Below are 26,960 nucleotides of genomic sequence, written 5' to 3'. Positions count from 1 at the left end.
CTATTAATTCCGGGTAAAGGGGATCTTCAATAACCCCCAAAGTTTAGTGGTGAGTTTTGCGTCGCGGTATTCTTGCAGACCAATATCTACATTGTCGGAACCGGCCTTTGGCTTTGCGGTGAAGCTGCGAAAGAGGTGATCCCACCAACTGACACTAAAGCCGTAGTTACTGTTGGTTTCTTCTTTTTCCGTACTGTGGTGGATGCGGTGCAGCTCCTGGGTGATGAGCACTTTGCGTACCAGTTTTTCCATAGGTTTTGGCAGAGCCACATTGCCGTGGTTAAACAAGGAGCAGGCGTTAAGAATAATCTCAAATACAATAACGGCTAGCGCAGGTGCGCCCAGAGCAAGAATGGCGGCTGCTTTTATGAAAAAACTCAGCACAATTTCGGCCGGGTGAAAGCGCAACCCGGTCGTGACGTCAAAGTCCGGGTCGGCATGGTGCACCCGGTGCATTCGCCATAAAAGAGGAATGCGGTGGAACAATCGGTGCTGCCAGTAAATAACGATATCCAGTACGACAATGCTGACTACCATAACCAACCAAAAGGGTATTTCCGTACCCGCCTTGCTTAAGTAATTAAGAAGCCCCCAGCCATTTTCTGATGCAACAAGCGCCACTCCGGTCAGGCCAACGGGCGCAATAATTCTCAGCAATACCGTATCGACGGCAACCAGGGTCAGGTTTGCCGGCCAGCGCTGTTTACGTCTATAGCGGGGCTTGCGCTTAGGCGAGGCAACTTCCCACAACACCATAATAAGCAATACGCCAAGAAAAATGCTTAAGCGCCAGGCAGTTTCAGACATCGGTGCCCTCCGGCTTTGCCCCTGGCTGTTTCAGTGTGCGGTAACCGGCAACAATGCGGGTTATTGCGGTAAGCCAGCAGGCAGCGGCGAATATATAGGCCAGTACCGGAAAGTGCTGTGGCCACAAGCAAAACGCCACAAAAGCTACAATGGTTTCAAAGCCTTCGGTTAGACCGCCCATATAATGCAGTGACTTATTCGGATATTCCGGGTTTTCAATACCACGCTTTCCGGCAACGCTGGCAAAGGCCAGAAAAGTAGAGCCAGTACCCATAAAAGTGACTAACAACAAGCCTGCGGCAATGGCGTTCTGTTCGGCCGACGCCAATAAAAAACCAAATACCACAGCACTGTAAAAAATGAAGTCCAGCACAATATCAAGAAAGCCACCGGCGTCGGTTAGTTGAGTGCGCCTTGCTACTGCCCCGTCCAGACCGTCGCACAGGCGGTTGAGTAGAATTGCCACTAACGCGAATTCATAAAGCTCAAAGGCTAAAAATGGCACAGCCAGCAAACCGATAATAAAACCTGTTATGGTGACCTGATCAGCACTGACACCAACACGGACGAGTAAGCGCGCAGGGAGGTCGAGAATTTTTCGGGTTGCCGGAAGTAGCTTAGGGTCAAACATTAGCGACGTCTCCTTTTACCTCAGTTCCTTGTATTTCAAGCACACGGCCACAGGCATCTGCGCTGTCATGAGTAACTAATAAGGTCGGCATTTGTTTGTCTTTGAGTTGTGCAAAAGTCCACTGTCTGACCTCTTCACGCAGGCTGGCGTCTAATGCCGAAAACGGTTCGTCCAGTAACATGGCCTGCGGCTCTGCTAATAACGAACAGATTAAAGCGATGCGAGCGTATTGCCCGCCGCTTAAGCTGTCAGGGTAAACCGTCCGTTTATCCGTTAGCCCCAGATTATTCAGCATGGCCAGAGCTTTGTCTTTTTGCTGCTGGTGGGTTAGTGCTGAACGAGGCTTTTGCGCAAAATAGCAGTTTTCTTCAACCGTTAGGTGTGGAAACAGGCCGCCTTTTTGAAACATCATGCCGAGTTGGCGCGCGGCAATTGAGCGCTCGCCGATATCTTCGCGGTTTAACCTTAACTCGCCCTGAATATGAAAGTTAGGCAAGGGCTCACCAAGAACCCAGCGCAGCAAGGTCGACTTACCTACGCCACTCGGGCCCATCAGCGTGACAATCTCACCTTTTTCAACCGTCAGCTCACTCAGGCTGAATAAAGGCTCAGTACCATTTTTTGTGCGCTTTTTTATTTCGAGGTTACGAATGTTCAGCATAACTTTTTGTCCTGATGAGTCCGACAATAATAAACACCACAAGTGGCAGTAGCATTTGTAGCAGCGCATAAAGGCTGCCAATACGCCAGTCGCCGCCGCTGGCAACGCTAACGGCTTCGGTGGTTAAAGTGGGCGTTAAGCCCTGCCCCAACCATTGAGTTGGCAGGTACTGAGCAATACTAACCGAAAAGGCGACCGCAAAAGCTACTGCTATGGGCTGCTTTAACATGGGTAACATAATTCGCCACCAGGCGGCCCGGTAGCTATAACCCAGACTTTGAGCCCGGGTTAGCCATTGCTCGTTAAAGCGGGTATAAGCCCCATGCAAAACCAGATAGGCGTAAGGCAGAGTATATACGGCATGAGACCAGAACACCCACCAGGCTTGCCAGCCACTACTCAGTTGTCCGCCAACTAGCCGTTGCCAACCAAGCACCAAAGGCACCTGCGGAATAAACAACGCTACAAGTACAGGCCAGTAAAACGAAGCGGCGGCTTTCTGTCGTTGCCGTTGTAGCAGAGCAATTGCGGCTAGCGTGCCAAATAACGTACTGAGCAGCGCCAGCCAAAAACTGTTTACTGCTGGCTCAGTCAAATAGTCCCATTCGGTTTGCCAGCGTTCGAGGGTCAGTTCTGCCGGCCATAAGTTTGGATAAAACCAATGTGTCGCTAAGCTTTGTATGGCTAAAACAACAATACCCCCCAACGACAGTACCCCCAGAAAAATCCAGGTATAACGGCTGGCTTTATGTGTGTTGGGTTTTACGGGTTGGGTTACTTTTTTACCGAGCACGAAGCGGCGATAGAAAGCATAATGCCGGGCATTTATTAATAGCAGTACTAAAGCTATAGCCAGTAAAACCCATGCACCGGTTATTGCCTTAATCTGACTACCGGCAGAGAACTGAAAGCTCCATTCATACACACGCTGCGCCAGCACGCCCGGCGTGTTACTGCCCACTAACAGCGGAATATCAACAACGGACAATGAGTAAATAATAACAGCCGCCATTGGTAGCGTTAAACGTCGCAATAACTCCGGCGTAACAATGCGCCACCAGGCTTGTCGTTCGCTGTAACCATAGCTTTGCGCCTGCGCCACCCACGAATTAACAGGCAGCTGTTTTAATTGGGCCGATATCATTAGTAGTAAAAATGGCAGCTCTTTTAAAATTAGAACCACCATAACGGTTAGTAGCGACTTTTCCGGTAATGGCCAGCCTGCCGATGGTGCCGGGAACATGCCGCTGACGCTTTCCACTAAACGTATCAGCCAGCCGGACGGGCTCATTAACAACATAAGGCCAACTGCAAAAGCCACATGCGGAATGGATAAAAGTGGTGACAGGAGCTGCAGCAGGCGAGCGTTTTTTAATAATACAGGCGCCATCCATAACGCCAGATAACAGGCAATTAATGGTGCGGCTACGGCGAGTATAAGGCTTGAAGCTATTGAATCGTAATCTGCCAGCAGCTCAGTTAAAGCTACTAAGTTGACGCCGGTTTCAGGGTCAAAAGACGTAACCAGCAGAAAAAGCACACCACTGCCAACCGGCAGAATAATGAGCAATAACCAGACAACTATTGATAACGTGCGGACCATTCCCGCTCCAGATACTCCTGCCAACTGGCATGAAAGTCGTCGGTGGGTTCCAGCAGCGAAGAGCCTTGCGCACTTTTAAGAACGGAAGGATCACCCCAGCGATTGATATCGGCTTTTCGTTGCTGTGCTTTTTCAGACAATAAAAATTCGATAACCTCTTTCGCAGCTTCGGAGTTATTGGAACTGCTCGGCACCGCCAAATAATGATTATTGGTTATGGCTTTGTCTGACAACGTATGATGCTTAACGCCCGCAGGCAACCGCCCCTGATTCACCAGGGTTTTATAATCATTGGGATTAAAGCTGACCGCCATCAGTAACTGCCCATTTGCCAGGTATGAAATCTGCTCACCAGCCGAGGAAGGGAAATTTTTGCCCTGCTGCCATAACAGCGGGTGCAGTTTGTCTAAATAGCGCCATAAAGGCACGGTTAGTTCTTGTGCATTAACGCTATCCACCGGTTGCTGAAACACACTGCGCTGCTGCGGATGCATAGACAACAGCAACGACTTTAATAAGGTAGTGCCATGAAAGTCCGGTGGTTTAGGGTAACTAATGCGGCCTTTATTTTTCCGGGCGGCGTTAAATAGGCTTTCTGCAGTCACGGTTTTCTGGGAGAAAAGCCCGGGTCGGCTAATAAGGTTAAATTGCCCAACGCCCCAGGGCACTTCCAGCCCATCCACCGATTCACCGAAATCGGTTTGCCAGTTAAGGTCCTGGTTAATGTTGTTCATTGCCTTAATTTCATCGGCAATGGAACGCAGAGCACCAGCCTCTTTCAGTGCATGGAAGTTTTCACCGTTTATCCAGATAATATCCGCATTGGAATGACCGTCTATAATTTGCTTAACCACCTCGGAGGCATCCGCCACTTTATTATGGCGAAACTGAATGCCCTGCCCTTGCAGTTCCTTTTGCGCCCAGCGTAAGTAACTGTTTACTTCCGGCGAACCACCCCAGGCATAAAAGTTAACCACCTCCGCCTTTAACGGTACGGCGGCAAAAAGTGTCACGAGCAATAAACTGATGGCAGCAGTAAAGCGCATTTTAACTCCGGCGCCAGCGATGAAATTTCTCAACCCATGTTAGCAGCTTCTGCGGCGCATTGGCGCGCTTCCACTCGCCGGCCACGTATTTATTCGCCTCTGCCAGGGTCGGATAGCTGTGTATGGTGCCCAGTATTTTATTCAGGCCAATGCCGTGTTTCATCGCCAGCACATATTCCGCCAGCAACTCACCGGCCTGCGGACCAACAATATTCACACCCAGCAATTCGTCTTTACCCGGTTTGGTCAGCACTTTCACCCTCCCATAGGCGCTGTCATCGGCAATGGCACGATCCAGTTCACCAATGTCGTACTCGGTTACTTCGTACGGTTTATCGGCTTTTTTCGCCTGCTGCTCGGTTAAACCCACATTTGCTACCTGCGGCGAGGTATAAGTGACCCAGGGAATAACAGAGTAGTCCGCCCGGAAGGTTTTGAAAGGATCAAACAAGGCATTCACCGAGGCATACCAGGCCTGATGCGAGGCCACATGAGTCAACTGATAAGGCCCGGCAACATCACCACAGGCGTAAATGTTCGGAAAGTTGGTTTGCAAAAACTCATTGGTACTGACTGTTTTATTGGTTCGCACGCCAAGCTCTTCCAGACCAAAGCCCGATATATTGGGTTGCCGCCCCAGCGCAATTAACACCTTGTCGAAGGGTATCTCAACTTCTTTGCTTTGGTCGACATTCTGGTTATCAACACTTTCGTTATCAACCGTCTGCTCAGCAATAAGCACGGACTCGCCATTGTATTGTTCAAAACGCAACGCTTTGTGGCTTAGCTTAATATCAATGCCTTCTGCCGTTAAACGCCGAGTTAGCAGCTCCACTGTGTCGGCGTCTTCCGGCCCCATAAGCCGCTCGGTCATTTCCACCTGAGTAACCTGTGAACCTAAACGCTGAAACGCCTGCGATAACTCACAACCAATAGGTCCGCCCCCCAGAACTAACAAGCGCTTGGGCAATTCTTCCAATTCCCAGAGCGTGTCTGAGGTTAAATAGTCGACCTTATACAGCCCTTCAAAGTTGGGTACTAAGGGCTTAGCGCCAGTCGCGATAATAATACTGCGAGTGGTTATGCGTTTGGTTTCACTCTTACCTTCGACATCGCTGGTCACTTCAACTTCCCAGGGTGAAACAATGCGCGCATCGCCTTGCTCTACATTCACACCCAATTTGGTGTAACGTTCAACCGAGTCGTGCGGTTCTATCTCTTTTATAACCGACTTCACCTGCTGCATAACCTGTTTGAAATCAACCGACACTTTGCCAACATGAACACCCGCACTTGAGGCGTTACGCGCATTATGAGCAAGTTCGGCCACATGAAGTAAAGCTTTTGAAGGCACGCACCCGGTGTTAAGGCAGTCGCCGCCCATTTTGTGCTTTTCAATTAAGGTAACCTTTGCTTTTACTGTGGCCGCTATGTAAGCACTGACTAACCCCGCTGAACCGGCGCCAATAACCACCAGATTATTGTCAAAAGACTTAGGCTTTTTATAGCCTTTAAAGGCTTTACGGCGTTTCACAAAGGCCAGTACCGCTTTGGCAATTAACGGGAATATGCCCAATAGTACGAAAGCACCAATTAAATCCGCTGAGACCACATCACCTAAGCTGGATATCTGTGCTAACTGGGTTCCTGCGTTAACGTATACAGCGGTGCCCAGCAGCATGCCCACCTGGCTTACCCAATAAAAGGTCCTGGCTTTTATTTTAGTGAGGCCCATAACCAGGTTAATAACAAAGAACGGGAACAGCGGAACCAGCCGCAGGCTGAGTAAGTAAAACGCGCCATCTCGCTTCATTCCTCTGTTGATAGCGGTTAGCCGCTCACCGAATTTTTCCTGCACCCAGTCGTGCAGAATAAAGCGGGCACTTAAAAAAGCGAGGAATGCGCCAAATGAGCTGGCAAAACTGGCCAGTAAAAGACCCCACCCCAGACCAAATATGGCACCAGAACCCAGAGTTAGAATAGTTGCGCCGGGTAGCGATAACGCTGTGGCCGCCACATAAATAACAAAGTAGACCGCAAAGACAGTAAAAGGATAATCAACAAAAAGCTGATTAAGCTGCTGTTGCTTTTCTTTCAAAACATCAAGAGATAAGTACTGCGTCAGGTCGAACGCAAACGCACTGATAAACAGCACAATAATAACTAACAGCAACAACAGCTTTTTCAATGACATGAGCTTTCCTTAAAATTTGTAATCAACGCTCAAACGCGCGTGTCTTGGCTGCGACGGAAAGGCCAGGGTTGCACCAAAGTAACCGCCTTCAAATACCGGTGACCAGTTATCCTGATCGGTAACATTGAACACATCAATACGGGCGCTTAACTGTTCGTTAAAGCGGTAACGCGCGTTTAGGTTCAGTGTATGCTGGTCACGTATAAATACTGTTTGCAGATAATCTAGCGGGTAGTGCTTGGTATAACTTAAATCACCACCGACCGACCATTCAGGGGTTATCTGCCAACCAGCAACCGCTGACGCCTGTACTTCGGGAATGCCCTGTAATTGTTGGTTTGACGCAGGAAATGCAGTGAAATTAGGCGAGCCAACACCAGTACCTTCTATTATATCGGGGCGTGAATCATCAAACGCATCGGCCACCTGACCTGTACCCTGCGACGCTGTAGAGTTGTCATAGTGCGCATCAATATAGCTAGCTGCAAGAGTTAACCAGTAACCGGTTTCGTGCGCTCCTGTGGCTGAAGAGAAATGCCATTGAGTCTCGAAACCCTCGGTGCGAATACCGCTGTTAGAGCCATCACGGTTGCGTAAGCTGCGCTTCTGGTCAAAGACCACAGCGTCTGCGTACCAGCGAGCATCACTTGGCGCGTATTTCACACCCAGTTCATAAAGCGAGTTCTCTGTGGCAAAGTTTTGCGAATCAATTTCACCGGCGGCGTTTAATACCGTACCACCGGCCATCGCGTTAGACGTAGAGTCACTCTCGTAGGCGGTTGCGTAGAATGTCAGATCCGGTGTCCAGTTATACTGCGTTGATAAACTCATCGCCGTTAGCCAGTCACTGTAGGTATCGCTGGCCGCTTCAACGCCCTGCGGTGGAATTGGGTCTTTTGCGTCCACGTCGTAATAATCGGCTCTGACGCCACCGGTAACGCGCCATTTGTCCGTAATATCCAGTTCATGCTGTGCAAAAATGCCCCATTGGTAGCTTTTTGAGTCGGTGGTATCTGACGTAATAAAATCGCCCGCGCCATCGCCGTCAATATCGTACTGGCTACCCGGTGATACCCAGAGAGCCGGACGCAGCTCAATTAAACGCGCCTTTTGTTCATTGGTTAACGGAATACGCCGATTGCTGAGCGGGCCCGTCAAGTCAATAGGGTTATCCGCTTCGGTTGAAAACTGGCTGTAACCCAGTACATCGTTAATTCGTAAGTTAACGCCTACTACCGTTTTCTTGTTTATGTGCAGCTCGGTGCGGTTTTCAAAGGTGTGAGCGCCATCAATAATTTCAACAAAGCTATTTTGGTTAATGCCTTCGCGGGTTAAATACTGATAATACGTGCGGTTAACCAACACCATGTCATCGTTCAGCCAATGCTGAAGTTTTGCGTGCAACAAAGTGGTTTCAGCGGTATTGGTGTCAAGCGGGTCAGTTAACGTGGTACTGCGGTCAATTCGAACCTCTCCGGTTGGGCTGACAACAGCCCCAGCTCCGGGAACCCTCGAGCCATTCGGCTGAACACCCTGCCCGGAAATGTACAAATTATGATCTATAAGGTTTTGCGTCGGCCGGTTAATGCCTGCGTTGTCGGTCCAGTCAACATCGTAATACTCTAAGGATATATCCAACAGCGTGTCGTCGTTAGGCGCAAACTTATACGCCAGCAAAAGGTCATTACTGCTATGCTGGTGAAAGTCGTAAAAACTGTCTTCATCCACATATTCGGCGCTTACTCGCAGGCCTTGCTCGCCCTCTTTTAACACCCAATTATGGTCTAGCTGTAACCGGTACTGCTCCCACTCGCCAAGTTGGGCTTTCAAGGTTGAGTCCGACTCAGTCAGACGAGCGGTTTTGGGCTGCAAATTGACAAACCCACCCACACGTTGCGTAGTACCCAGCATGACCGGCGGCGCGCCTTTAACAACGGCGATACCCTCAATAGCATTAAATGACATGGGAATACCAAGCCCATTGTTACCGGCCTGACGGCGCATGCCCGCTTCAAATAACTCGCCCAGTTGGCCGCGAATGGTCGGCAGCGATGGATTACCAAAACCTGCCGCAGCAAAACTGTTAGGCGCAAAGCGCGCAATATCGTGTAAGTCATTAATGGCAGCTTCTTCCATTAACGACTCACTAATAGCCGTGGCAGCACGGGGGATTTCCTGCAGGCTCTCCGCTAAGCCGAACAAACCTTCGGTTGTTTCTTCCGATGGCAGCACGACACTTCCGTCATCGCGACCAATAACCTCAATAACTTCCATTGGTTTTTCTTGTGCCACCGCCGTTAACGGCAAGAACCCTAGCCACCACCACTTTTTCATTTTTGTATTCCCTTATTTTTTATTGACTGTGGTTATACGCAGTTTTTGTATTTTTCGATTACGCAGAATCGCTTCAAGATTGATGATCTGTTTTTAAATTAATGCCCTACAATCAAAGAGTAGAAAACATAGTAATCCGAAGACAGGAACATGTAATGCGAGCGATACTCTTTATTTTAGGCTTAGTTTTTCAGATGCCAGCAGCTGCGCAGTCATTTGACCCGTCTCATACCGCTTTTACTGATGTTCTGAATGATCATGTTAAGGTGTACGATGACGGTTTAAAGTCTGCGGTTAATTATCGCGATTTGGCTAAAAACCGTCAGCCTCTGGACAATTATCTCGCATCGCTGTCAGCAGTTGAGCCCGGACAGTATGAAAGTTGGACGCAGGACCAGCGACTGGCTTTTTTAATCAATGCATACAACGGTTTTACCCTGCAGCTTATTATCGACAATATCGATAAATTTGGGGCCGGCAAAGCGGATTCTATTCGCGATCTAGGCGGGCTATTTTCCAGCCCATGGGAGAAATCGTTTTTTACGCTACTAGGTGAAAAACGTACTTTGGATTGGGTTGAGCACGAAAAAATTCGTGTCGACTTTGACGAGCCCCGCATACATGCCGCTTTAGTCTGCTGACAGGAGCTCAAAGTTCACCGGTGACTGAGAACAAACACTTTGTTTTGCCTTTGTATTTTACAAAGCTTTTATAATTCTGTAATGGCCTGATTAAAAATGTTTTTTAGAAGAGTAAGATCCAGATTAACCCCCGCTATATTAGCCTCAATCCATTCCTGTCGAGAGATAAGGGGCCAAGTCACGTCATATCCCAATGCAAACAACATTTCTTCAAAAAAGAATCTCTGTACGCGACCATTTCCTTCTCTAAAGGGGTGCAAGAGATTTATCTCACAAAATAAATCCGCAATTTGCTCGATAAATAATTCGTGGCTTTGGGAATTTTCTAATTGAGAAATATTTTTGAATAGCTTTTTAGCCTCAGGTTCTATGCGCGTACAAGTGCAAAATAGTGTTTCACCTTTGGATATATCAACATCTCTAACTTCACCCGCCCATTCGTATACATCCTGAAATAAATGGTAGTGGAGCGTTTTTAAGTGTTCAAACGTGAACTGTTGAATAGTCGCTTTAGGGGATTGATAGAGCCGGTAACGCTCTGCAGTAAACTCAATTTCGGCTTCGGCCAGTTTATCCGCATTCCGGATATCCAGCAGATTAATGAGAACATCCGTTCCAGGGTAGCAGTACTTATCTTGTGCTACCCCGTATTTATCGCGCATACTTGCGTTTTAGTGCCGCAATAGACTGATTTTCGCCTATATTTTTCAACGTTAGCCCTTCGTACATTAGGCTGGTTCTAAAGTTTTCCATTTTGGGGATGAACTTTGCTTTCTTTTTTTCTGCCGTAGCCGTAGAAGAAATTGTATTAGTCATAATGCCTCCTATATAAGCCAAATTATACCGTAAAAGCGGTTATATGTCATGGCGCCGTTTGACCAAATAATCCACATAAAACACGGTTAAAGCATTCAAACTTCACAGCTAATATTATGAATTGCCGGAAATATAACGACACCACAAACCTGACGCTTTAAATTTCAAATCCATGATGCTGGCCGTCTGGTAGCTCAATATCCAAACGCACTTTACCGCCGCCAGCTTCAATATAACGCTTTAGACTTGAGAGCTTTACGTCACGGCCCGACTTTTCCATCTTAGCTATAGTGGGCTGTTTAACGCCCAGCGCTTTAGCCATATCATTTTGCGTTTTTTTCATAAGCATACGAACTTCAGCTAAATGGATATCAAGCAGCATAGCCTCTGCTTTAGCTTCTGCATTGGCTATAATATCCTTATTTTCTGTTTCAAGTATTTGCTCTAATGTTCTCGCCATTTCAATTACCTCTCACTTAAACCTCCATGTTTATAGCTTTAAAGGTATATAGCATTTAGGCTATCGTCAAGTTTCTACGTTATTCTTCTCTAATGTAAGAGTTGATAATAAAATTATCGTTGACCCAAACCCAATGTAGTGACGTAATAGCAGGCAACATTACTTTAAGGGTGTCTTTATGAAAGCGTTACACGGTTTATTTATTCTTCTGGGTTTATTATCTGTCGTGCTGCTGGCTATATCAGGGCCTTTATACAAAAGCGGAACAGCCGAGCTAGGCACGGCATTCTTATTACTCCGCTGGGCTGCTTATATTGGTGCGGCAACCTTCGTGCTTAACATTATCTGGTACTTTATTCGTCGCCCACAAGGGCTGGTTGCCGGGCTTAGTGGTTTAGCCATTATTGCCGGAGGCTTTGCTTTTTATATGCCTTTCAGTCAGTACCTGAAAGCACAGAATGTGCCTGCTATTCACGATATAACAACCGACACACAAAACCCGCCTGAGTTTGTGGCCATTGCGCCGCTGCGTGCAGATGCCCCCAACCCGGTTGAATATGCCGGAGAAGAGACCGCGAAACAACAGCGCCAGGCTTACCCTGAATTGAGCACATATCAGTCACTAGAGTCACCCAATGAACTTTTTTCGGCTGCATTATTGGCCGTAGATAAAATGGGCTGGGAGTTAGTGGAAAGCTCTGAAGCAGAAGGCAGAATTGAGGCTACGGCAACCACTACTTGGTTTGGTTTTAAAGACGACGTAGTGATAAGAGTTCGCAGTACAGCAGATAGTAGCCAGTTAGATATTCGCAGTAAGTCACGCGTGGGCCGCAGCGATGTGGGCAAAAATGCTGAGCGCATTCGTGAGTTTATGTCTTTATTGAAGCCAGAATTACGTTAGTAAAAGTTACGATAGAAAGTATTACGTTGGAAAGTAATGGGCCTGACACAAACAAAGCGTCAGGCCCTTTCTATTATGGAGCCTTGCGAAGTACCGGTTGCCCATAGTTTTCGTCCAGCTGTCTAACCGCCGACTCCGGAATAAATACCTGAGCCACACTGGCCACTTCTTTGGTATTGATATTCACTAGCCGTGCGTTTGCCATAACGCCATCCCGGTGATGAGACAAAGTACCGACCAATACATGAGTAATTGGCATGATCTCATCCAGTTCCAGATAGTCTCGAGTTAACGCAAAATCACCTTTTGGAGTAACTCGGATAAAATTAGTCGCTTTAAAATCAAGAACACTTAGCTCACGACTGTGCAGTTCCTGCACCAATTGCTCTGACAGCACCATACTTAACGGCGAGCTTTGATCATATTGACCAGTTACCCCAACTAAATTGGTTATACCCACCTTTGCGCTATTCAACCGAATACTAGCATTCTCGACCAATTGTTCGGCAAGCTCAGCGCTGTACCTGGCACTGTATGGCTGAGTATAAATTTCCTCTGCTGCCGCTTTCTCTTCGTCGCTTACTTCAGTCTGCGCCACTTCCTGCTTAGTCGGCGACATGGTGCAGGCTCCCAGAAACAACGCAGTAAAACTTACAAAAATGGATAACTTCATGGCTGTGCCTCTTTTTAATGACGTTGTAAACGACCGTTAACTAGCTCAGTTTGTTTATTTGGCCAATACAAATGCTTAGGAACATAACGATTAGCCGCAGCCAAAACTTCCTGATTACGACGGTCGACAATACGCAAATTAACCATAGTCCCCGCGTCTTTTCGAGACAGAGTTCCCACCAGAATCCAATCAATTTCAGGGTGTTGTTCAAGCTCATCTACGTCACGGGAAAGCAGCGTAGCGCCCTCTTCCGCGACAGAGATGTAAGATTGGGCACGAAACTCAACCAGGCTTAAATTGCGCTCCTTAAGATGCGCATAAATGCTTTCGCTCAACTGATGGCTTAATTCGTTTAACGAGTCACCCGCTTGCGGCTGCTCAAGCGTTTCCGCCAGCACCCAGCGAGTTACTCCAATGTTAGACCCATAGTGAGAATGGTTGTCGTGAGTGAGCTGACTCGCGAGCTGCTCGGCTAAGTCATCGCCGATAGCTTCGTGGGGGGTGTTAGCCTGCGCAGCTACTAAACCTGAAATAAGCAAAAGCGGAGGGAAAAAACAAAGAAAAAGCATCCGAGAAAACATAGCCTGACCTTTAATGATAGAGCTTATGTGTTGTTATCGGCAGATTTTTCCGGAAGTTTAATAGGATATCACCGGGGAGCTTGACCAGACCTATAAATAGCAGAGCAAGATCAGCAGTGCAGTGGGACTTTGAACCGTCCGTATAAACAGAGTAGAGCTCTCTGTTGATTTTAGTTCTTAGTCAATACCAAAGCCCACCCTGCATTTTGGTGCTCTACTAGAAAATCTTCTGAGTAATCAACTTTGAAATTTAACTTTACTGCATTTTTTATAAACAGCTCTTTTTCGTCTTTAGTAAAAGACGCTTTAACCTGATCTTTTAATCGAAGGTTATGAAAAGATAAGTTCTCCTCCAGATTATTAATCCATTCAATGGCTGTTTCAGGTGAGTAATCCCCTGACTTCTTCATAATATCCGCAAATGCAGAAACAACATCTTCTACCCAGACTTTCTCTAATTTTGAGTTAAATCGTTTTAGAAAACTTTCTACGATTAAACGAAGTCCTTTGTTGAAAGTTAGAAATATCTCTGACTTAAACCACTCCCCCCTGCTTGGGTTATCATTATTTAGAAACTCCTGCTCTTCTGTAAATAACTGCCTGGCAAGTGAAAATAGAGCGGACGAAAGTATGGTTTCATTAATTTTCATCCCAGTCTTTGACTCTATAACTATCTCACTATCATCGGTATGCATTACTAGACACAATTTTCCTTTAGGCCTAAGGCTTTTATGCACTTTATTTAGGCTTTTCTCCGTTTCGCTATACTCAAACCCGAATTGAGAAATAAAAGCTGAAATACTATCGTCAGGAAACTCCATAGACTCGATAAATGTAGAGCCTACAAACTCAATCTTTTTAAATGACTTTTGCTTCTCTTCATTTAACGTTTTAATTCCAAAGGGATCTATTTTTGCGGCATCGATTCCGACAACAGTCCAATCAAAACTTTTCTTATCTGAATAGAGTTGAGCTAACAACGCAAGTGCACCATTCCCAGTGCCGAGATCAACGATGCGGCTGTCCTCGGGCAACTGAGAAAATAATTTAAACCAAAATTCTTTTACATCTCCGGAGTATCCAACTGCCGAACTGCCCTCGGCAAAACTATTCAATGCACCACTTGTTTGCCAATAATTTGTCCAATGCTTCATTTATTAAATCCATAAAAAAAACGCTAGGCGTAATTGCCTAGCGTTTTAAGTTAACCTAAAGAGACTTAGAATGTCTGTGTAACGCGGAAGTAAGCAATACGACCGTATGCGTCATATAAGTTAAAGTTATAATTCCGGCCACCATAACCAATTAGTTGCGGCTCTTTCTCGAATACATTACGAGCGCCGATAACAAATTTGGTACCGAAGTCGGTAGTATAACCGGCTTGTACATCATGAGTTGTCCAGCTTGCTACCAAGCCGTCTTCTCCTGATGGGCCGTCAACACCGGCAATGTGGTTTATGTTCCAAGCAAAATCAAAGTTATCAATGCTATAAGTGTTAGTTAAGTTTGCACGATACTCTGGTAGATCTTGGTCACCCACAAAGTTACGGCCGTCGTCAAAGCGGTACTCATTAACCCAGCTTGCCTGGAAGTTCTGTACAAGAGCACCAGCTGAACCGAAGTCAAAGTTAGTACGCACATTAAAGTCAAGACCATTAGTGGTTAATGTACCTTCGTTGACACTACCGCGAACAATACCTGTGATACCATTAGTAGCGGGGTCTCGAGTAACAGAGAAGGCTGCTGGAATTGGGTCACCTGTCTCAGTTCTGTTAATCAAAGTTTGGGCACCTAACGTTGAAATACGATCTTCAATTTCGATATCGTAGTAATCAACTGTTAAATCCAAATAATCTGTTGCTTGATAAGCAAGACCAAATGCCATCTGCGTAGATTGTTCAGACTCCAAATCTGGGTTCGAAATAACCGTAGACTGAACCTGAACCTGGCAATCAGCTTCTTGCCCGAACGCAATACAAGTATCTTCATCACTGATTGAATCAGCAGAGAGTGATGGTTGCGCAGTTAGTATGTCTAGTGATGGAGCACGGAAACCTTCGCCCCAAGAACCACGTAATACCAGGTCTTCATTTACTGACCAACGAGCAGATACTTTTGGAGAAAAGTCACTACCATAATCAGAGTAACTGTCGTAACGACCTGCAACTGTCACTTCAAAGTCTAAAGTGATAGGGAACAATGTTTCGAAATAACCAGCACGAACATAACGTTCGCCTGCAGCACTTGAACCAGAAGAACCACCGACAGAACCTGATTCCGACAGCGAGTCATACTTATCTCCGTAAATTTCTTTACGATAATCAGCACCAACAACCATCTGAATCATGCCACCATTAATTTCATAAACATCAAAGCCGGCAGATATATATGCTTCTTCTTGATCAAACTTACCGCGACGAGATGTAGTTACATTAATGCCGCGTAACGTGTCTTCATAAGTACGACCATAAGTATCAACATACTCGTCTAAAAGCTCTGGATTGTCTTCGAAACGTGTACCTAGAGGATCACGAAGGTCGTAAGAACCATCATTAACATAGTTTCTAGCTTGCGAACTTAGTAGGTAGTTATCGCCAATTTCGGTTGTACGAGTTGTATTACGGCGCACACCAAAATCGATGTCAAACATACCAATCATAGCTTGAGCACCTACTAACAAATCGTTTACTTTCATTTCAACGTTGTTATCACGGTTGCCAAGGGCAGCAAAACGGTGCCAATAATCAACTTCACGAGCCTGTGGATTACCATCGGCGTCAGCTGTGCGCGGATCGTAAACATTACCATCAGGGTTCGTAGGGTTATTAGGGCTGTCTGCAGAGATAGTACGATTAGTATCGTTTAGAGATGGAGCGTAACGACCAAACGACTTAGTTTGTGCATTAGAGCTTGAGAAATACAAGTTCCAATCATCATTTATTTGATAATCACCACGTAAGAAAATTGATTTGTTACCAGTAGAAGCTTCATTAGCGTTTGTGGCGTTAAAGTTATAACCACAAGCTTGTCCAGCATCACCATCAATACTCTGTCCGTTACCACCTAAGTTGTAATTAGGAATATCGCAACCACCAGGGATTGCATTAAATCCTGGCATGTAGCCTGGAATCAGGCCTCTAATTGGAGTATCTTCGTCACCCGCTTCACGCGCAGCAGCAACGATATCAGACTGCTCATCACTTAGGATGTCGGTAAAGTTATTGCCGTAAACTGAAAAGCCAGCCTCATTCCATGGATAAGCATTTTCGTAAATAATGTCACGGTTATTCCAAGACACACCACCGATCAATTGAATTTTGTCACTTGATGAGCCAAATACAATAGAACCTTCTTCACGGTCACCACCGTCCGACGGAAGGCTTACATTTGCAGTACCTAATTTAAGCTCGACGCCATTAAAGTCATCACGTAAAACAACGTTAACAACACCACCGATTGCATCTGAACCATAAACAGCTGACGCGCCATCAGATAAAATTTCGATACGTTCAACCGCGGCCAAAGGAATCGAGTTCAAATCTTGAGTACTACCTGTCGCTGGTGACTTAGGTAAACGACGTCCATCAACTAAGACCAAAGTTCTGTTAGCACCTAAACCACGCATATCAACGCTTGATACGCCCTGAGCTGAAGAGCCTGATTGAGGACGGAACGAACCTGCAGTATTAAACGTAGTACCACGGATAACATCTGCAACAGAAATATCACCAGATAATTCTAGTGACTCTCGGTCGATAACCGTTACCGGAAGATCCCCTTCGAGATCCGTACGTTTGATACGAGAGCCCGTAACTTGAATGCGCTCTACTTCTTCTTCCATATTCACATCAGCTGCGTCTTGCGCAATTGCTAATGCAGGAAAACCTAAAGACGCAGCAACTGCTGCAGCCGTTAAGCTTTTACGAAATGTCATATTTTTCATGAGTAAAAACTCCCTGGAACGTTTTTATTATATCGCTTCATTTTTTTGAAGCTGATATGAATCTATCAGGAAGTTAAAACGTTGTAAACTTTTAGTGTTAATTTTGTTGTTATTGTTTAGTCGGTGTTAAGCAAGGCTCAAAATGAACCTTGCTGTTTTTTCATTTAGAGGCCTGAACGCAACTACCAACAACACCCGTTTCAGGGAAAGCCACGGTCTGTACCGTTACATTTTTGAAACCAGCGTCTTCAAATAGCGCTTTAGTATCATTTTCATCGCCTAACTGCTCTGTTGCTTTTAGCAGGCTAACCAGTCGAGCTTTGTGTTCATTTATCGCGTTAATGTAACCTGACAGCACTCGGTGTGACTCATCAGAATTCCCCTGTGCCGCGGCCTGCAATGCATGCTTTGTTGCCGGAACAAAGTTCATGGCCTGGAAAGCGCCATATCGCTCATACTTTCTGGCAAACTGGTTTAGATTGTGCTGTTCCTGTAGCGCGGATTTTGGCAAATTATTGGAGCCATGTTTTAACAAAGCTTCCTGAAGCGGAGTTACCGATTTTTTCAGTTGTTTAAGCACAGAAGGGATAAACTCAAACAACGCTTTGCTGTTTTTATAAATGTTTGAATCGGTCGAATGCACTAAGGCAATAACATTTCCGCCACGCTTAAGTTGCAGGTGCAAATTTTTAAGCCCAGTTTGCATATCACCGTATTCAAGGCCGAAATGAGAAACAAAAGTGCCCACTTTCTTATTCGATGGCAACTTAAAAGTTTCATAGGGAGTTTCGGCGTGTAGCTTCAGTGTGTCATTAAAAGGCTTGATCTCGGCTGAATCTATTCCCAGCACATCGAGCTTTTTACCTTTTTCTTGCGAGTATTCCGTTAACCAATGCACAACAATACCGTTTCCGGTACCTACATCTACCATTGGTTGTTTCAGCTCATTTTCATCCATGCGTTCAAACCAGAACTTGCGCATTTGGTAGGCTTGCAAGCGGGCTTTATCATCTAAAAAGCTGGCTTTTGCGCCTTTTTGCCAATAGTCACTCCACGGATTTTTTGTTGTTTTCATGGATACTCCAATTGTTATCAGCATAAAACTGTAGCTGAGCATACTATGCTCTAAATACAATGTCAGCTTAGATGTAATCAATCGCAGACAATAAAAAAGCCAGCCGGGAAGTCCCGACTGGCTTTGCTAACTATCAACTTTTACTAAAACGTTTTTAGAAGCTCATTGTTACGCCGGCAAAGTAATAACGGCCTGTAACATCGTAAGCTTGTGACGCAGTATTAATACCTGTCGCGCCTGTATTACTTCCTTGCGGAAGAATTGGAGGCTGCTTATCGAACGCGTTACGAATACCGACATTAAATTCGAAATTATCGTTCAGGTAATAACGTGCTGAAATATCGTGGTACGTTACTGAACCAACGTTATTGTAGGCACCATAGGCAGAACCTGTCGTATAGTTGTAGTTCTCACCGTTAAGTGAATCTACAGAGCTATCCCAGTGGCGAATTCTCCAAGAAACACTAACATCATCCAAAGAGTAAGCCAGGTTGAGGTTTGCACGATGCTCAGGTGTAGTTATTTCGCCTGCGTAGTAAGTCGTGCTGCCATCGTAAATAGACTCAATTGAATACTCGTCAGTATAGTTCCAGATGAAATCAGCAGAGAACATACCGTCTGCAATTTGGGTACGGTAGTTCATTTCGAAATCAACACCGGATGTACGAATAATGTTTTCATTAGACGAACTGCTGTTTACATCGACCAACACGCCGTTAGAGCTACGAAGAACCTGATCACTACAAGTCGGATCAAAGCTACCAGGAGATACATCGTAGCAACGCTCAAGCACTAAGTTACGTGAAGTAACAGAGATTGCGTCTTCAACCTTGATTTTGTAGTAATCCACAGTTGCAGACAACTCATCATTAATTTGCCAGATAGCACCGACGCTATAAGTATCAGCAGTTTCTTCCTGAACGTCAGGATTACCACCAACTAAACCGCCTGTTCCTTGAGTTTCCGCAGAGGTCAGCTCAAATTCACCAGCAGACTGGATACGTCCATTAACTGAGTCAATTGAACGACAGTTTTCAGCTATATTTCCTTCACTAGTTGCAGTTACACCTACACAAGGATCGTTCACACGGGCAAATGTTTCACCATTACCTGAATATAAGTCGGAAATATTTGGAGTACGAATAGCAGTTGCGGCTGACGCACGCAGCTTGACACTATCTATTGGCTCATATTCTGTACCTACGTTCCAGGTAACAGCGCCGCCAGTGGCGGAATGCTCAGAGTAACGTGCCGCAAGATCAATAGACCAGTTCATTAATACCGGTAAACGCGTTTCTACAAACACGTCACTCGTGTTAAAGCTGCCGTCTGTCGGTTGGGCTTTGTTTGTGCTTGAAGCACCAGTTTGAGCTAAATCACCCGGGCTATAAGTACCCTTTTCTTCGCGATACTCGAGACCACCAGCTAAACCGACAAAACCACCTGCCAGCTCTAGTGGTAAGTCACCTGAAATAACACTCTGTACTACAAACTGTTCAGCTGTACCTGTTGCTTTCGCTGGAGTCGAAACATAATCAACTGCAGCTTGTGAAACAGTTCCTTCGCCAAATAGGTTTAACGGAACACAACCTTGCATAGCTGCGATATCGCTCGCGCACACCAGGTTACCATTAGCGTCTTCAGTAACATCCAACGCAAGACGCGCGCGGTCTGTATTGATTTGACCACCGTTTAGCTGTTCCTGGTTTGTACGACCCCAAGTGAAGTAGTTGTCCCAGGTCCAGTTATAATCAATTGCATAACTAAAACCTGATGCAATACGCAAAGTATCACGAGTAACGTCAGTAGAACGGTTTCCGAATTCAGCCATACGACGCACAAAATCTACGCGCTGAGAACCTAGGTCATCAATACCGTAAGATAGTAAGTTGTCACGTAGCTCCTGAGGCACCAATGGAGAGTATACACTTAACCCTGCGACAGGATCTTCAACACGGTTATTCATCCACAAGTCTTCACCGACATTAAATGGTGTTGGCTCAATAGTTGAACCTTTCGTTTCAGCCGAGTTCCAGTGAACCGAACCAAATACGTTCAAGTCACTTGACAAGTCCTGACGAATTTCAGCAGATACATAACGACGCTCTAATGGTGTTACTAACTGACGTACAGAAGCACGATTGAATCCGCCTGAATACTCTGTTCCGTCAGCGTCAAAACTCTCTAGTGTGTTCCCGTCAGCATCTTTAACTGATACACGACCCTGTTTAGGGAAAGATGACAGTAAATCTCCTACATACTCATTGCCGTTCTCATCAGAGTAAACTGCACTGTCGACAGCAGAGAATGAGCGAGCGCTTGATTTAAGGCCTTCGTCGTTATCAATACCGAAAGAGAACCAAGCGTTACCGCCGTCCCAATTTTTACCTGTTGTTAGGTTAAAAGTCTGAGTTTGACGGTCGTGTTCGCCTGAAGTACCAGCTTGAGTACTAATCTCGATACCTTCAAAGTCTTTGCGGGTAATGATGTTTACTACACCAGCGACAGCATCGGAACCGTAAACTGCTGAAGAAGCACTTTTCAGAATTTCGATACGTTCAACCATTGAAGCTGGGATAGCGTTTAAATCAACAGCGTAACCTGAAGAAGGCGCGATACCAGATACAAATCGCTGGCCGTTAACTAATACCAACGTACGTTCAGCACCCATATTGCGTAATTCTGTTGTGTTCAAACCAACAGATACCGTATCAAACGCAGAGTTCGATTGATCTGAGCCGGCGATAGCGACAGGCGACATATTCAATACTTGAGCAACGTTAATAGCCCCTGTTTGAACAATATCTTCACGGCCGATGGTAGTTACCGGTACCGGAGTTTCCATACTGGTACGGCTCAAACGAGAACCGGTTACTTCAATTTTTTCGATATTATTTTGATCTGCAGTATTGTCCTGAGCTAGTGCTGGAAATGACAGCGTGGACGCAACTGCAACCGCAGTAATGCTGCGGTGAAACAGTTTATTATTCATTGATATTACTCCCTGGAACATTATTTTTGAGTTGCTTGATTGGCGAAAGCAACCTGAAACCGATGGCAGTCTGACTAGTTATTGTTCGACCACCCGTTTTCGGTAACAACCTTTTAACGCTGTAAGGATTTCATTTCAATAGGCACTTAAGTCTTTTCTTATACCTTCTGAACTGAACGCCTAATATTTGAACTTATCGTCTGTTTAATCGACTTTTTTATTAATTAAATTAACGTATGTATCAATATGAAAAACATATGTATTTTAGTTGCAACCCCCCTGATTCAAGTGAATTAGGCATAACTTTTTAATAACAAATTTAAAGGAGATTTAGACACGCTAACCCCGTAACACTGCCCCAAAAAAAGTTCAGCGCAGGCAACGGTATCGGTCAGGGCATGGTGGGCATTATAGTCAGGTAAGTTGTAACGCTTACGACAAGCACTAAGAGTCAGCTGACCGCCGTGAATAGGTTGATGAGGGTTGCGTTCAAGCTTATGTTTTTCGAATGCTAAGGTGTCGAAAATTGCCAAAGGTTTAAAAGGTATACCGTGTTGTGCTTCTACGTGTTTCAGAAAACGCCAGTCCATACCTTTGTGGTGACAAACTAACACGGCATCATTCAAAGCTCGGCTTAACATAGCAAAGGTTTGTTTAGGTTCCGAACTGTGCAGAAAGTCTTGCCTAGTTAAACCATGAATGGTCGGGCTTTGGCCGAGTTCAAGCTCTTGTCCGTGAGCGAAAACATGGTACTGAGCATTACCCAGGTGCATCACCGGCGGATGAATGCTCATCCAGGCAATCGATAAAATCTGATGCTTTTTCGGATCCAGTCCGGTGCTCTCAATGTCGAGCGCGACATATCGTAAACTTTGCCACGGTTGTTTTAGTTTTTGTCGCCTATCATACCAATTAGCTAGTTTTTGCAGCCATTGAGACATAATTAGTACCCTTGCCGGCTAAACTTCAGACCAACGCCTTGTTGCGCTTCTTTTATAATTTTAAAAGCGGTTTTTAACTGACGTCTTGAAAGTGTGCTCAGCTCGTCCGGGTCTATGGCATTCTTTGGTTTGTCGCTGCCCCATACTTTTAACTGATGGTTCAACCTGAGCTGCGTCAAGAACTCCCAGGCTTCCAATAGTGACTGGTTATCGCGACGATTTAACAAACAGCTACCTTTTAACGCGTTTAAACGTGCAGCAGTGCCTGGTGACGTAATTCCAGCCTGCAATGAGTAAATACGTGCTATGTCATTAATTAAAGCAATGCCGTAACGTTTAATATCTATGGTATCGCCGTCATCTGTGTCCTCTGTGCGTAAGCGGTTAAACAAGCCCAAAGGTACGGCTATCCGATTAACCAGAATAGCTAAATTTCCCAGGAACATCTCGTTCTTCGCTAAGCTCGCAATCTGCTCGCGGTATTCTTGATAAAACTTACCCGGACCAACAACCGGCCTGCTGTCAAAAAATATCTGACAATACATGAGTGCCTTCGGTGTCGGGCTTTCAATCCAGCGCCGGAACCGCTCCTTCCATTGGTCTATAGTCCCCCGACACTCCGGATTGGATGCCATAATATTTCCCGGGCAAGATGGGATACCACACTCATTTAGCCCTTCACAGACGTAATCTCCTAAACCGGCAAACCAGTCTTTTTGCTTATCGGACAAATCATTACTGAGTAAAAGACCGTTGTCCTGGTCTGAACTTAAGGTTTGATCTTCCCTGCCCTGCGAGCCAAATGCTAACCAGCTATAAGCGGCTGGTGCGGCGCCGTTTTCCTGCTCATACAGCTGTATAAGCTGACGTGTCATGCCGTCAGTAACCGATGCCATAAGCCGACCTAAAACAGATGTTTGCTTTACGCGGCTGGCAAAGGTCTGTAGATACTCCGGAAGCTTCTGCGCTTCTTCTATTAATTGAGACTTACTACTTGCCTTACGAATAGCGCTAATAAGAAAGACAGGATCGCTACGTTGCTGACGAATCAAGTCGGTTGCCGTTACCATCCCTACTGGTTGGTTCTGATCATTCACCACCGGTAAGTGATGAATATTACTGGAGGTCATGGTGGTTAACGCATCCATTAACGAGCGATTTTCGTAAACCGATTCCGGCAGTTGTGTCATTACCGCCGAAACGCGCACATCCAGCGGTAAGCCTTCAGCCACTACCCGGTTTCTTAAGTCTCTATCCGTTAAAATACCGACCAATTGGGTGTCATCAACGACCAAAACAGACGATATACCATGGCTAGCCATTAACTTAGCCGCTTCTTGCACTGACGTGCTGCTGGATAAACTAACCGGAGGCATGGACACAACACTGCCAACTGTCTGCTCACTCCAGTCACTATCAGTGCCGTCATCACTTTTTTGTTCTGTTAATAAACGTTGGCCATGAGCCCTTATAAAGTACTGCTCGAAAGATTTTGACACATTGCGAAGCCGATCAAACGCCGACTGTGGCAAAACATAAACAATACCGTCTTCTATCGCCTGTAATTTATTAACCACTTCACGGCCTGATAGCAAAGACGGATAGCCAAACAAATCGCCGCTTTCCAAACGCTCTATCAGTCGCCCGTCTGCCCCTCTTAAATCAAAAACACCTGAGCGCACGATGAACAGAGCTGGCTTCATATCTTTTAATATATCGTTGCAGTTCTGATCATTCATATAAACCGACTGCAACTGCGATACAGCCCAGCTTCTTTGCTCTTCCGCTAATGTATCAAAAGGAGGGCAGTCTTGTAGAAATGAATTAACTTCCATGGCTAATCCTAATTTATAGAGAAGCAAATTTCAGTTTTGTGTATTAACTTGAGTTAGTCAATAAAAAGCCCAGCACTAGGCTGGGCTTCAATTAGGGTACATCTCGTTAGTGAGACTTAGCTTCACCGGACCCTTTTGGATACCGTATAGACTCAACCAGTTCCTGAATTTCTTCCGGGGCGTCACCAGTAAACTTATGCACGACAACTGCTACAACAAAGTTGATAATCATGCCTAAGGTACCAATACCCTCAGGTGAAATTCCGAACAACCAATTGTCCTGGTTATTCAGTTCCGGAGCGACAAACTTGAAGTATACGATATAACTGAAGGTAAATAGTATACCCACAACCATACCAGCTATCGCACCTGTGCTGTTCATACGTTTATGGAATACACCCATGATTATCGCAGGGAAGAAGCTTGCAGCGGCTAAGCCGAAGGCAAAAGCTACCACCTGCGCCACGAAGCCGGGCGGGTATATACCAAAGTAGACTGAGATGATTATTGCTGTCGCAGCTGCAATCCTGGCGTATAACAACTCCTGTCTATCCGTTATATTCGGTGCCAAATTTCGTTTCAGTAAGTCGTGCGAAACGGAGGTTGATATAACCAGTAACAGACCTGCTGAAGTGGAAAGTGCTGCGGCAACACCACCTGCGGCAACCAAAGCGACAACCCAGGCCGGCAATTCACCAATTTCTGGATTCGCCAATACCATGATGTCACGGTCAATGGTCATTTCATTGCGTTCATCACCTGAGTAGAACATCTTGCCGTCGTTGTTGTTGTCTTCCCACGTGATAAGACCGGTTTTTTCCCAGTTTTTAATCCAGCTTGGCGCATTATCGTATTCAACACCTTGTAGATCCGGGCCATTGATGGTGTTGAAAATATTTACTTTAGCAAACGAAGCAATAGTTGGAGCTGTTAAGTAAACTACTGAAATGAAAGTCAGAGCCCAGAAAGCTGAACGGCGTGCATCACGTACTTTCGGTACTGTAAAGAAACGCACGATAACGTGAGGCAGACCAGCGGTACCTACCATCAATGCTGCAGTAATGAAAAACACATCAACTTTACTACGCACACCTTCAGTGTATTCGGCAAAACCGAGTTCTGTCGAGAGCCCATCCAGTCGTTCAAGTAAGAACTGTCCGGAACCGGGAACACCATCGGCTATAGTGCCACCAAAACCCGTTTGAGGCAGTACGTGACCTGTCATCATTAACGACAAGAATACCGCAGGCACAATGTACGCGAACATCAACACAATGTACTGTGCTACCTGAGTGTAGGTTATCCCTTTCATGCCACCCAGTACGGTATAAAAGAAAACAATTATGGCACCAATGATAACACCAGTTGCAATGTCGACTTCCAGGAAACGGGAGAATACGACACCGACACCTCGCATCTGCCCTGCAATGTAGGTAAAACAGATCAGGATCGCGCAGATAACAGCAATGGTACGTGCCGTTTGAGAATAGTAGCGGTCCCCAATGAAATCAGGCACGGTGAATTTGCCAAACTTACGTAAGTAAGGAGCAAGACACATAGCCAGCAGTACATAGCCACCAGTCCACCCCATTAGGTAAACAGAGCCATCATAACCAGCAAAGGCTACGATACCCGCCATTGAAATAAAAGAAGCAGCTGACATCCAGTCAGCGGCCGTTGCCATACCATTGGCAATAGGATTAACCCCGCCGCTTGCTACATAAAAGTCATTAGTTGAGCCGGCACGTGACCAAATCGCAATACCTATGTATAGCGCAAAAGTCAGGCCGACGATTATAAAGGTGAGCGTTTGAATATCCATAGCGCCTTAGTCCTCGTGTACATTGTATTTGTTATCTAACGCGGCCATGCCTCTCACATAAATGAAGATAAGCACGATGAAAGTCAGAATGGAGCCTTGCTGTGCGAACCAGAATCCCAGCTTGAAGCCGAAGAAAGTGATTTCGTTAAGCACGTCCACCAATATAATTCCAAAGCCATAGGAAACGACAAACCATACAATTAGCAGCTTGAGCATCAAGCTGAGGTTTTCTTTCCAATACGCTTTGGCATGGGATTCGCTTTCGAATGCCATAACGTCCCCTCCAGTTGTTCAACATTATTGTTTTAGGTCGATAACAAATGTAAATGCAATTGTTAACAAGGGGAATAGGACTTTGGTCGTAGCTGATTGAAAGGAGAATTCAGACATAAAAAAAGCCCCCAGCGTGAGCTGAGGGCTTCTTAGAATAAAAGTCTGGCGGTGACCTACTCTCGCATGGGGAGACCCCACACTACCATCGGCGCTGGTGTGTTTCACTTCTGAGTTCGGAATGGATTCAGGTGGTGCCACACCGCTATGGCCGCCAGACATAAACTGTCACAACATGTAAAAACTGACTGCTTTTTTAAGTAAAAGCCACTCTGTTGAATTCACTATCTCACCTGACATCAATGTCAGGCTACATAATCTGATTCGGTAAAGTCGTTCGCTTGTGCGTAACGTCCCAAACACCTTGGGTGTTGTATGGTTAAGTCTCACGGGCAATTAGTACGGGTTAGCTCAACGCATTACTACGCTTCCACACCCCGCCTATCAACGTTGTAGTCTCCAACAACCCTTCAGAGCACTCTAAGTGCTAGTGACAGCTTATCTTGAGGCTCGCTTCCCGCTTAGATGCTTTCAGCGGTTATCGATTCCGAACGTAGCTACCGGGCAATGCCACTGGCGTGACAACCCGAACACCAGAGGTTCGTCCACTCCGGTCCTCTCGTACTAGGAGCAGCTCCTCTCAACTCTCAAACGCCCACGGCAGATAGGGACCG

Annotated in this window: 22 protein-coding genes and 2 rRNA genes; 2 read left to right on the top strand and 22 right to left on the bottom strand. The window is 45.8% G+C overall.

The annotated features are described in order from the left end of the window. Positions 1-3 precede the first annotated feature (3 nt). From DEU30_RS00115 to DEU30_RS00085, 7 genes are read right to left on the bottom strand one after another with little or no spacing between them, the layout of a single operon-like run. The gene (locus DEU30_RS00115; RefSeq protein WP_114981615.1) at positions 4-807 is read right to left on the bottom strand and encodes a sterol desaturase family protein; all 804 of its coding nucleotides are present in this window, start codon (positions 805-807) and stop codon (positions 4-6) included. After that, positions 800-1,438: a CDP-alcohol phosphatidyltransferase family protein gene (locus DEU30_RS00110; RefSeq protein WP_114981616.1), complete on the bottom strand. Its 639-nt coding sequence runs from the start codon at positions 1,436-1,438 to the stop codon at positions 800-802. The genes DEU30_RS00115 and DEU30_RS00110 overlap by 8 nt, the downstream gene beginning before the upstream one ends. Next, a complete protein-coding gene (locus DEU30_RS00105; protein ID WP_114981617.1) occupies positions 1,431-2,099 on the bottom strand; it encodes an ATP-binding cassette domain-containing protein in 669 nt (222 codons plus the stop codon). Before DEU30_RS00105 ends, DEU30_RS00110 begins: the two co-directional genes overlap by 8 nt. After that, entirely contained in the window at positions 2,083-3,702 is a 1,620-nt protein-coding gene (locus DEU30_RS00100) for an ABC transporter permease subunit (RefSeq protein WP_114981618.1), read from the bottom strand. The genes DEU30_RS00105 and DEU30_RS00100 overlap by 17 nt, the downstream gene beginning before the upstream one ends. Next, positions 3,681-4,748, bottom strand: a complete 1,068-nt coding sequence (locus DEU30_RS00095) for an ABC transporter substrate-binding protein (protein ID WP_114981619.1) — start codon at positions 4,746-4,748, stop codon at positions 3,681-3,683. Before DEU30_RS00095 ends, DEU30_RS00100 begins: the two co-directional genes overlap by 22 nt. 1 nt (position 4,749) lies before the next feature. Then, on the bottom strand, positions 4,750-6,942 hold the full coding sequence (locus tag DEU30_RS00090) for an FAD-dependent oxidoreductase (RefSeq protein ID WP_114981620.1): 2,193 nt from the start codon (positions 6,940-6,942) through the stop codon (positions 4,750-4,752). 9 nt (positions 6,943-6,951) lie between these two features. Further along, complete coding sequence (locus DEU30_RS00085) at positions 6,952-9,276, bottom strand: TonB-dependent receptor (protein ID WP_114981621.1); 2,325 nt, start codon at positions 9,274-9,276, stop codon at positions 6,952-6,954. Between the two features lie 155 nt (positions 9,277-9,431). On the opposite strand from DEU30_RS00085, the gene DEU30_RS00080 reads away from it, so the two are divergent. After that, positions 9,432-9,917, top strand: a complete 486-nt coding sequence (locus DEU30_RS00080) for a DUF547 domain-containing protein (protein WP_227016314.1) — start codon at positions 9,432-9,434, stop codon at positions 9,915-9,917. Positions 9,918-9,985: 68 nt separating this feature from the next. Here DEU30_RS00080 and DEU30_RS00075 read toward each other — a convergent pair whose 3' ends face one another. From DEU30_RS00075 to DEU30_RS00070, 3 genes are all read right to left on the bottom strand, one after another. Beyond that, positions 9,986-10,579: a Fic family protein gene (locus DEU30_RS00075; RefSeq protein WP_114981622.1), complete on the bottom strand. Its 594-nt coding sequence runs from the start codon at positions 10,577-10,579 to the stop codon at positions 9,986-9,988. Continuing rightward, complete coding sequence (locus tag DEU30_RS13570) at positions 10,569-10,733, bottom strand: hypothetical protein (RefSeq protein WP_166635812.1); 165 nt, start codon at positions 10,731-10,733, stop codon at positions 10,569-10,571. Before DEU30_RS13570 ends, DEU30_RS00075 begins: the two co-directional genes overlap by 11 nt. A gap of 157 nt (positions 10,734-10,890) precedes the next feature. Next, positions 10,891-11,193: a helix-turn-helix transcriptional regulator gene (locus DEU30_RS00070; RefSeq protein ID WP_110012788.1), complete on the bottom strand. Its 303-nt coding sequence runs from the start codon at positions 11,191-11,193 to the stop codon at positions 10,891-10,893. 178 nt (positions 11,194-11,371) lie between these two features. On the opposite strand from DEU30_RS00070, the gene DEU30_RS00065 reads away from it, so the two are divergent. Next, positions 11,372-12,094, top strand: a complete 723-nt coding sequence (locus DEU30_RS00065; protein ID WP_114981623.1) for a DUF1499 domain-containing protein — start codon at positions 11,372-11,374, stop codon at positions 12,092-12,094. Positions 12,095-12,167: 73 nt separating this feature from the next. Here DEU30_RS00065 and DEU30_RS00060 read toward each other — a convergent pair whose 3' ends face one another. From DEU30_RS00060 to DEU30_RS00005, 12 genes are all read right to left on the bottom strand, one after another. Then, the gene (locus DEU30_RS00060) at positions 12,168-12,767 is read right to left on the bottom strand and encodes a FlgO family outer membrane protein (protein WP_114981624.1); all 600 of its coding nucleotides are present in this window, start codon (positions 12,765-12,767) and stop codon (positions 12,168-12,170) included. A gap of 14 nt (positions 12,768-12,781) precedes the next feature. Beyond that, positions 12,782-13,348: a FlgO family outer membrane protein gene (locus DEU30_RS00055; RefSeq protein WP_114981625.1), complete on the bottom strand. Its 567-nt coding sequence runs from the start codon at positions 13,346-13,348 to the stop codon at positions 12,782-12,784. Between the two features lie 170 nt (positions 13,349-13,518). Continuing rightward, the gene (locus DEU30_RS00050; protein ID WP_114981626.1) at positions 13,519-14,502 is read right to left on the bottom strand and encodes a class I SAM-dependent methyltransferase; all 984 of its coding nucleotides are present in this window, start codon (positions 14,500-14,502) and stop codon (positions 13,519-13,521) included. A gap of 65 nt (positions 14,503-14,567) precedes the next feature. Next, positions 14,568-17,291, bottom strand: a complete 2,724-nt coding sequence (locus tag DEU30_RS00045; protein WP_208107273.1) for a TonB-dependent receptor — start codon at positions 17,289-17,291, stop codon at positions 14,568-14,570. 160 nt (positions 17,292-17,451) lie between these two features. After that, positions 17,452-18,366 carry an SAM-dependent methyltransferase gene (locus DEU30_RS00040; protein WP_114981627.1) on the bottom strand — a complete coding sequence of 305 codons (915 nt, stop codon included), beginning with the start codon at positions 18,364-18,366 and terminating at the stop codon, positions 17,452-17,454. Positions 18,367-18,520: 154 nt separating this feature from the next. Continuing rightward, complete coding sequence (locus tag DEU30_RS00035; protein WP_114981628.1) at positions 18,521-21,358, bottom strand: TonB-dependent receptor; 2,838 nt, start codon at positions 21,356-21,358, stop codon at positions 18,521-18,523. Between the two features lie 293 nt (positions 21,359-21,651). Next, entirely contained in the window at positions 21,652-22,299 is a 648-nt protein-coding gene (locus DEU30_RS00030; protein ID WP_114981629.1) for a 3'-5' exonuclease, read from the bottom strand. A gap of 2 nt (positions 22,300-22,301) precedes the next feature. Next, the gene (locus tag DEU30_RS00025) at positions 22,302-24,134 is read right to left on the bottom strand and encodes a DUF294 nucleotidyltransferase-like domain-containing protein (RefSeq protein WP_114981630.1); all 1,833 of its coding nucleotides are present in this window, start codon (positions 24,132-24,134) and stop codon (positions 22,302-22,304) included. Positions 24,135-24,240: 106 nt separating this feature from the next. Then, positions 24,241-25,956 (bottom strand): sodium:solute symporter family protein, encoded by a 1,716-nt coding sequence (locus tag DEU30_RS00020; protein WP_114981631.1) that lies wholly within the window; start codon positions 25,954-25,956, stop codon positions 24,241-24,243. Positions 25,957-25,962: 6 nt separating this feature from the next. Continuing rightward, on the bottom strand, positions 25,963-26,229 hold the full coding sequence (locus DEU30_RS00015; RefSeq protein ID WP_011234430.1) for a DUF4212 domain-containing protein: 267 nt from the start codon (positions 26,227-26,229) through the stop codon (positions 25,963-25,965). A 160-nt stretch (positions 26,230-26,389) separates the two neighbouring features. Beyond that, positions 26,390-26,505: ribosomal RNA gene (rrf, locus tag DEU30_RS00010) — 5S ribosomal RNA — on the bottom strand. Between the two features lie 156 nt (positions 26,506-26,661). Further along, a 23S ribosomal RNA gene (locus DEU30_RS00005) occupies positions 26,662-26,960 on the bottom strand; the annotation flags it as partial.

Origin of the sequence: Idiomarina sp. 017G, from assembly GCF_004362265.1 — a bacterium.
GTDB classification, from domain to species: Bacteria; Pseudomonadota; Gammaproteobacteria; order Enterobacterales; family Alteromonadaceae; genus Idiomarina; species Idiomarina loihiensis.
Note: the sequence above shows the minus strand (reverse complement) of the source record. Positions and strands in the feature narration are given on the sequence as shown.

What these genes read in the sequence shown, in the direction of transcription:
- DEU30_RS00115 (WP_114981615.1), bottom strand. Translation starts at nt 807, where the DNA reads ATGTCTGAAACTGCCTGGCGCTTAAGCATTTTTCTTGGCGTATTGCTT.
- DEU30_RS00110 (WP_114981616.1), bottom strand. Translation starts at nt 1,438, where the DNA reads ATGTTTGACCCTAAGCTACTTCCGGCAACCCGAAAAATTCTCGACCTC.
- DEU30_RS00105 (WP_114981617.1), bottom strand. Translation starts at nt 2,099, where the DNA reads ATGCTGAACATTCGTAACCTCGAAATAAAAAAGCGCACAAAAAATGGT.
- DEU30_RS00100 (WP_114981618.1), bottom strand. Translation starts at nt 3,702, where the DNA reads ATGGTCCGCACGTTATCAATAGTTGTCTGGTTATTGCTCATTATTCTG.
- DEU30_RS00095 (WP_114981619.1), bottom strand. Translation starts at nt 4,748, where the DNA reads ATGCGCTTTACTGCTGCCATCAGTTTATTGCTCGTGACACTTTTTGCC.
- DEU30_RS00090 (WP_114981620.1), bottom strand. Translation starts at nt 6,942, where the DNA reads ATGTCATTGAAAAAGCTGTTGTTGCTGTTAGTTATTATTGTGCTGTTT.
- DEU30_RS00085 (WP_114981621.1), bottom strand. Translation starts at nt 9,276, where the DNA reads ATGAAAAAGTGGTGGTGGCTAGGGTTCTTGCCGTTAACGGCGGTGGCA.
- DEU30_RS00080 (WP_227016314.1), top strand. Translation starts at nt 9,432, where the DNA reads ATGCGAGCGATACTCTTTATTTTAGGCTTAGTTTTTCAGATGCCAGCA.
- DEU30_RS00075 (WP_114981622.1), bottom strand. Translation starts at nt 10,579, where the DNA reads ATGCGCGATAAATACGGGGTAGCACAAGATAAGTACTGCTACCCTGGA.
- DEU30_RS13570 (WP_166635812.1), bottom strand. Translation starts at nt 10,733, where the DNA reads ATGACTAATACAATTTCTTCTACGGCTACGGCAGAAAAAAAGAAAGCA.
- DEU30_RS00070 (WP_110012788.1), bottom strand. Translation starts at nt 11,193, where the DNA reads ATGGCGAGAACATTAGAGCAAATACTTGAAACAGAAAATAAGGATATT.
- DEU30_RS00065 (WP_114981623.1), top strand. Translation starts at nt 11,372, where the DNA reads ATGAAAGCGTTACACGGTTTATTTATTCTTCTGGGTTTATTATCTGTC.
- DEU30_RS00060 (WP_114981624.1), bottom strand. Translation starts at nt 12,767, where the DNA reads ATGAAGTTATCCATTTTTGTAAGTTTTACTGCGTTGTTTCTGGGAGCC.
- DEU30_RS00055 (WP_114981625.1), bottom strand. Translation starts at nt 13,348, where the DNA reads ATGTTTTCTCGGATGCTTTTTCTTTGTTTTTTCCCTCCGCTTTTGCTT.
- DEU30_RS00050 (WP_114981626.1), bottom strand. Translation starts at nt 14,502, where the DNA reads ATGAAGCATTGGACAAATTATTGGCAAACAAGTGGTGCATTGAATAGT.
- DEU30_RS00045 (WP_208107273.1), bottom strand. Translation starts at nt 17,291, where the DNA reads ATGAAAAATATGACATTTCGTAAAAGCTTAACGGCTGCAGCAGTTGCT.
- DEU30_RS00040 (WP_114981627.1), bottom strand. Translation starts at nt 18,366, where the DNA reads ATGAAAACAACAAAAAATCCGTGGAGTGACTATTGGCAAAAAGGCGCA.
- DEU30_RS00035 (WP_114981628.1), bottom strand. Translation starts at nt 21,358, where the DNA reads ATGAATAATAAACTGTTTCACCGCAGCATTACTGCGGTTGCAGTTGCG.
- DEU30_RS00030 (WP_114981629.1), bottom strand. Translation starts at nt 22,299, where the DNA reads ATGTCTCAATGGCTGCAAAAACTAGCTAATTGGTATGATAGGCGACAA.
- DEU30_RS00025 (WP_114981630.1), bottom strand. Translation starts at nt 24,134, where the DNA reads ATGGAAGTTAATTCATTTCTACAAGACTGCCCTCCTTTTGATACATTA.
- DEU30_RS00020 (WP_114981631.1), bottom strand. Translation starts at nt 25,956, where the DNA reads ATGGATATTCAAACGCTCACCTTTATAATCGTCGGCCTGACTTTTGCG.
- DEU30_RS00015 (WP_011234430.1), bottom strand. Translation starts at nt 26,229, where the DNA reads ATGGCATTCGAAAGCGAATCCCATGCCAAAGCGTATTGGAAAGAAAAC.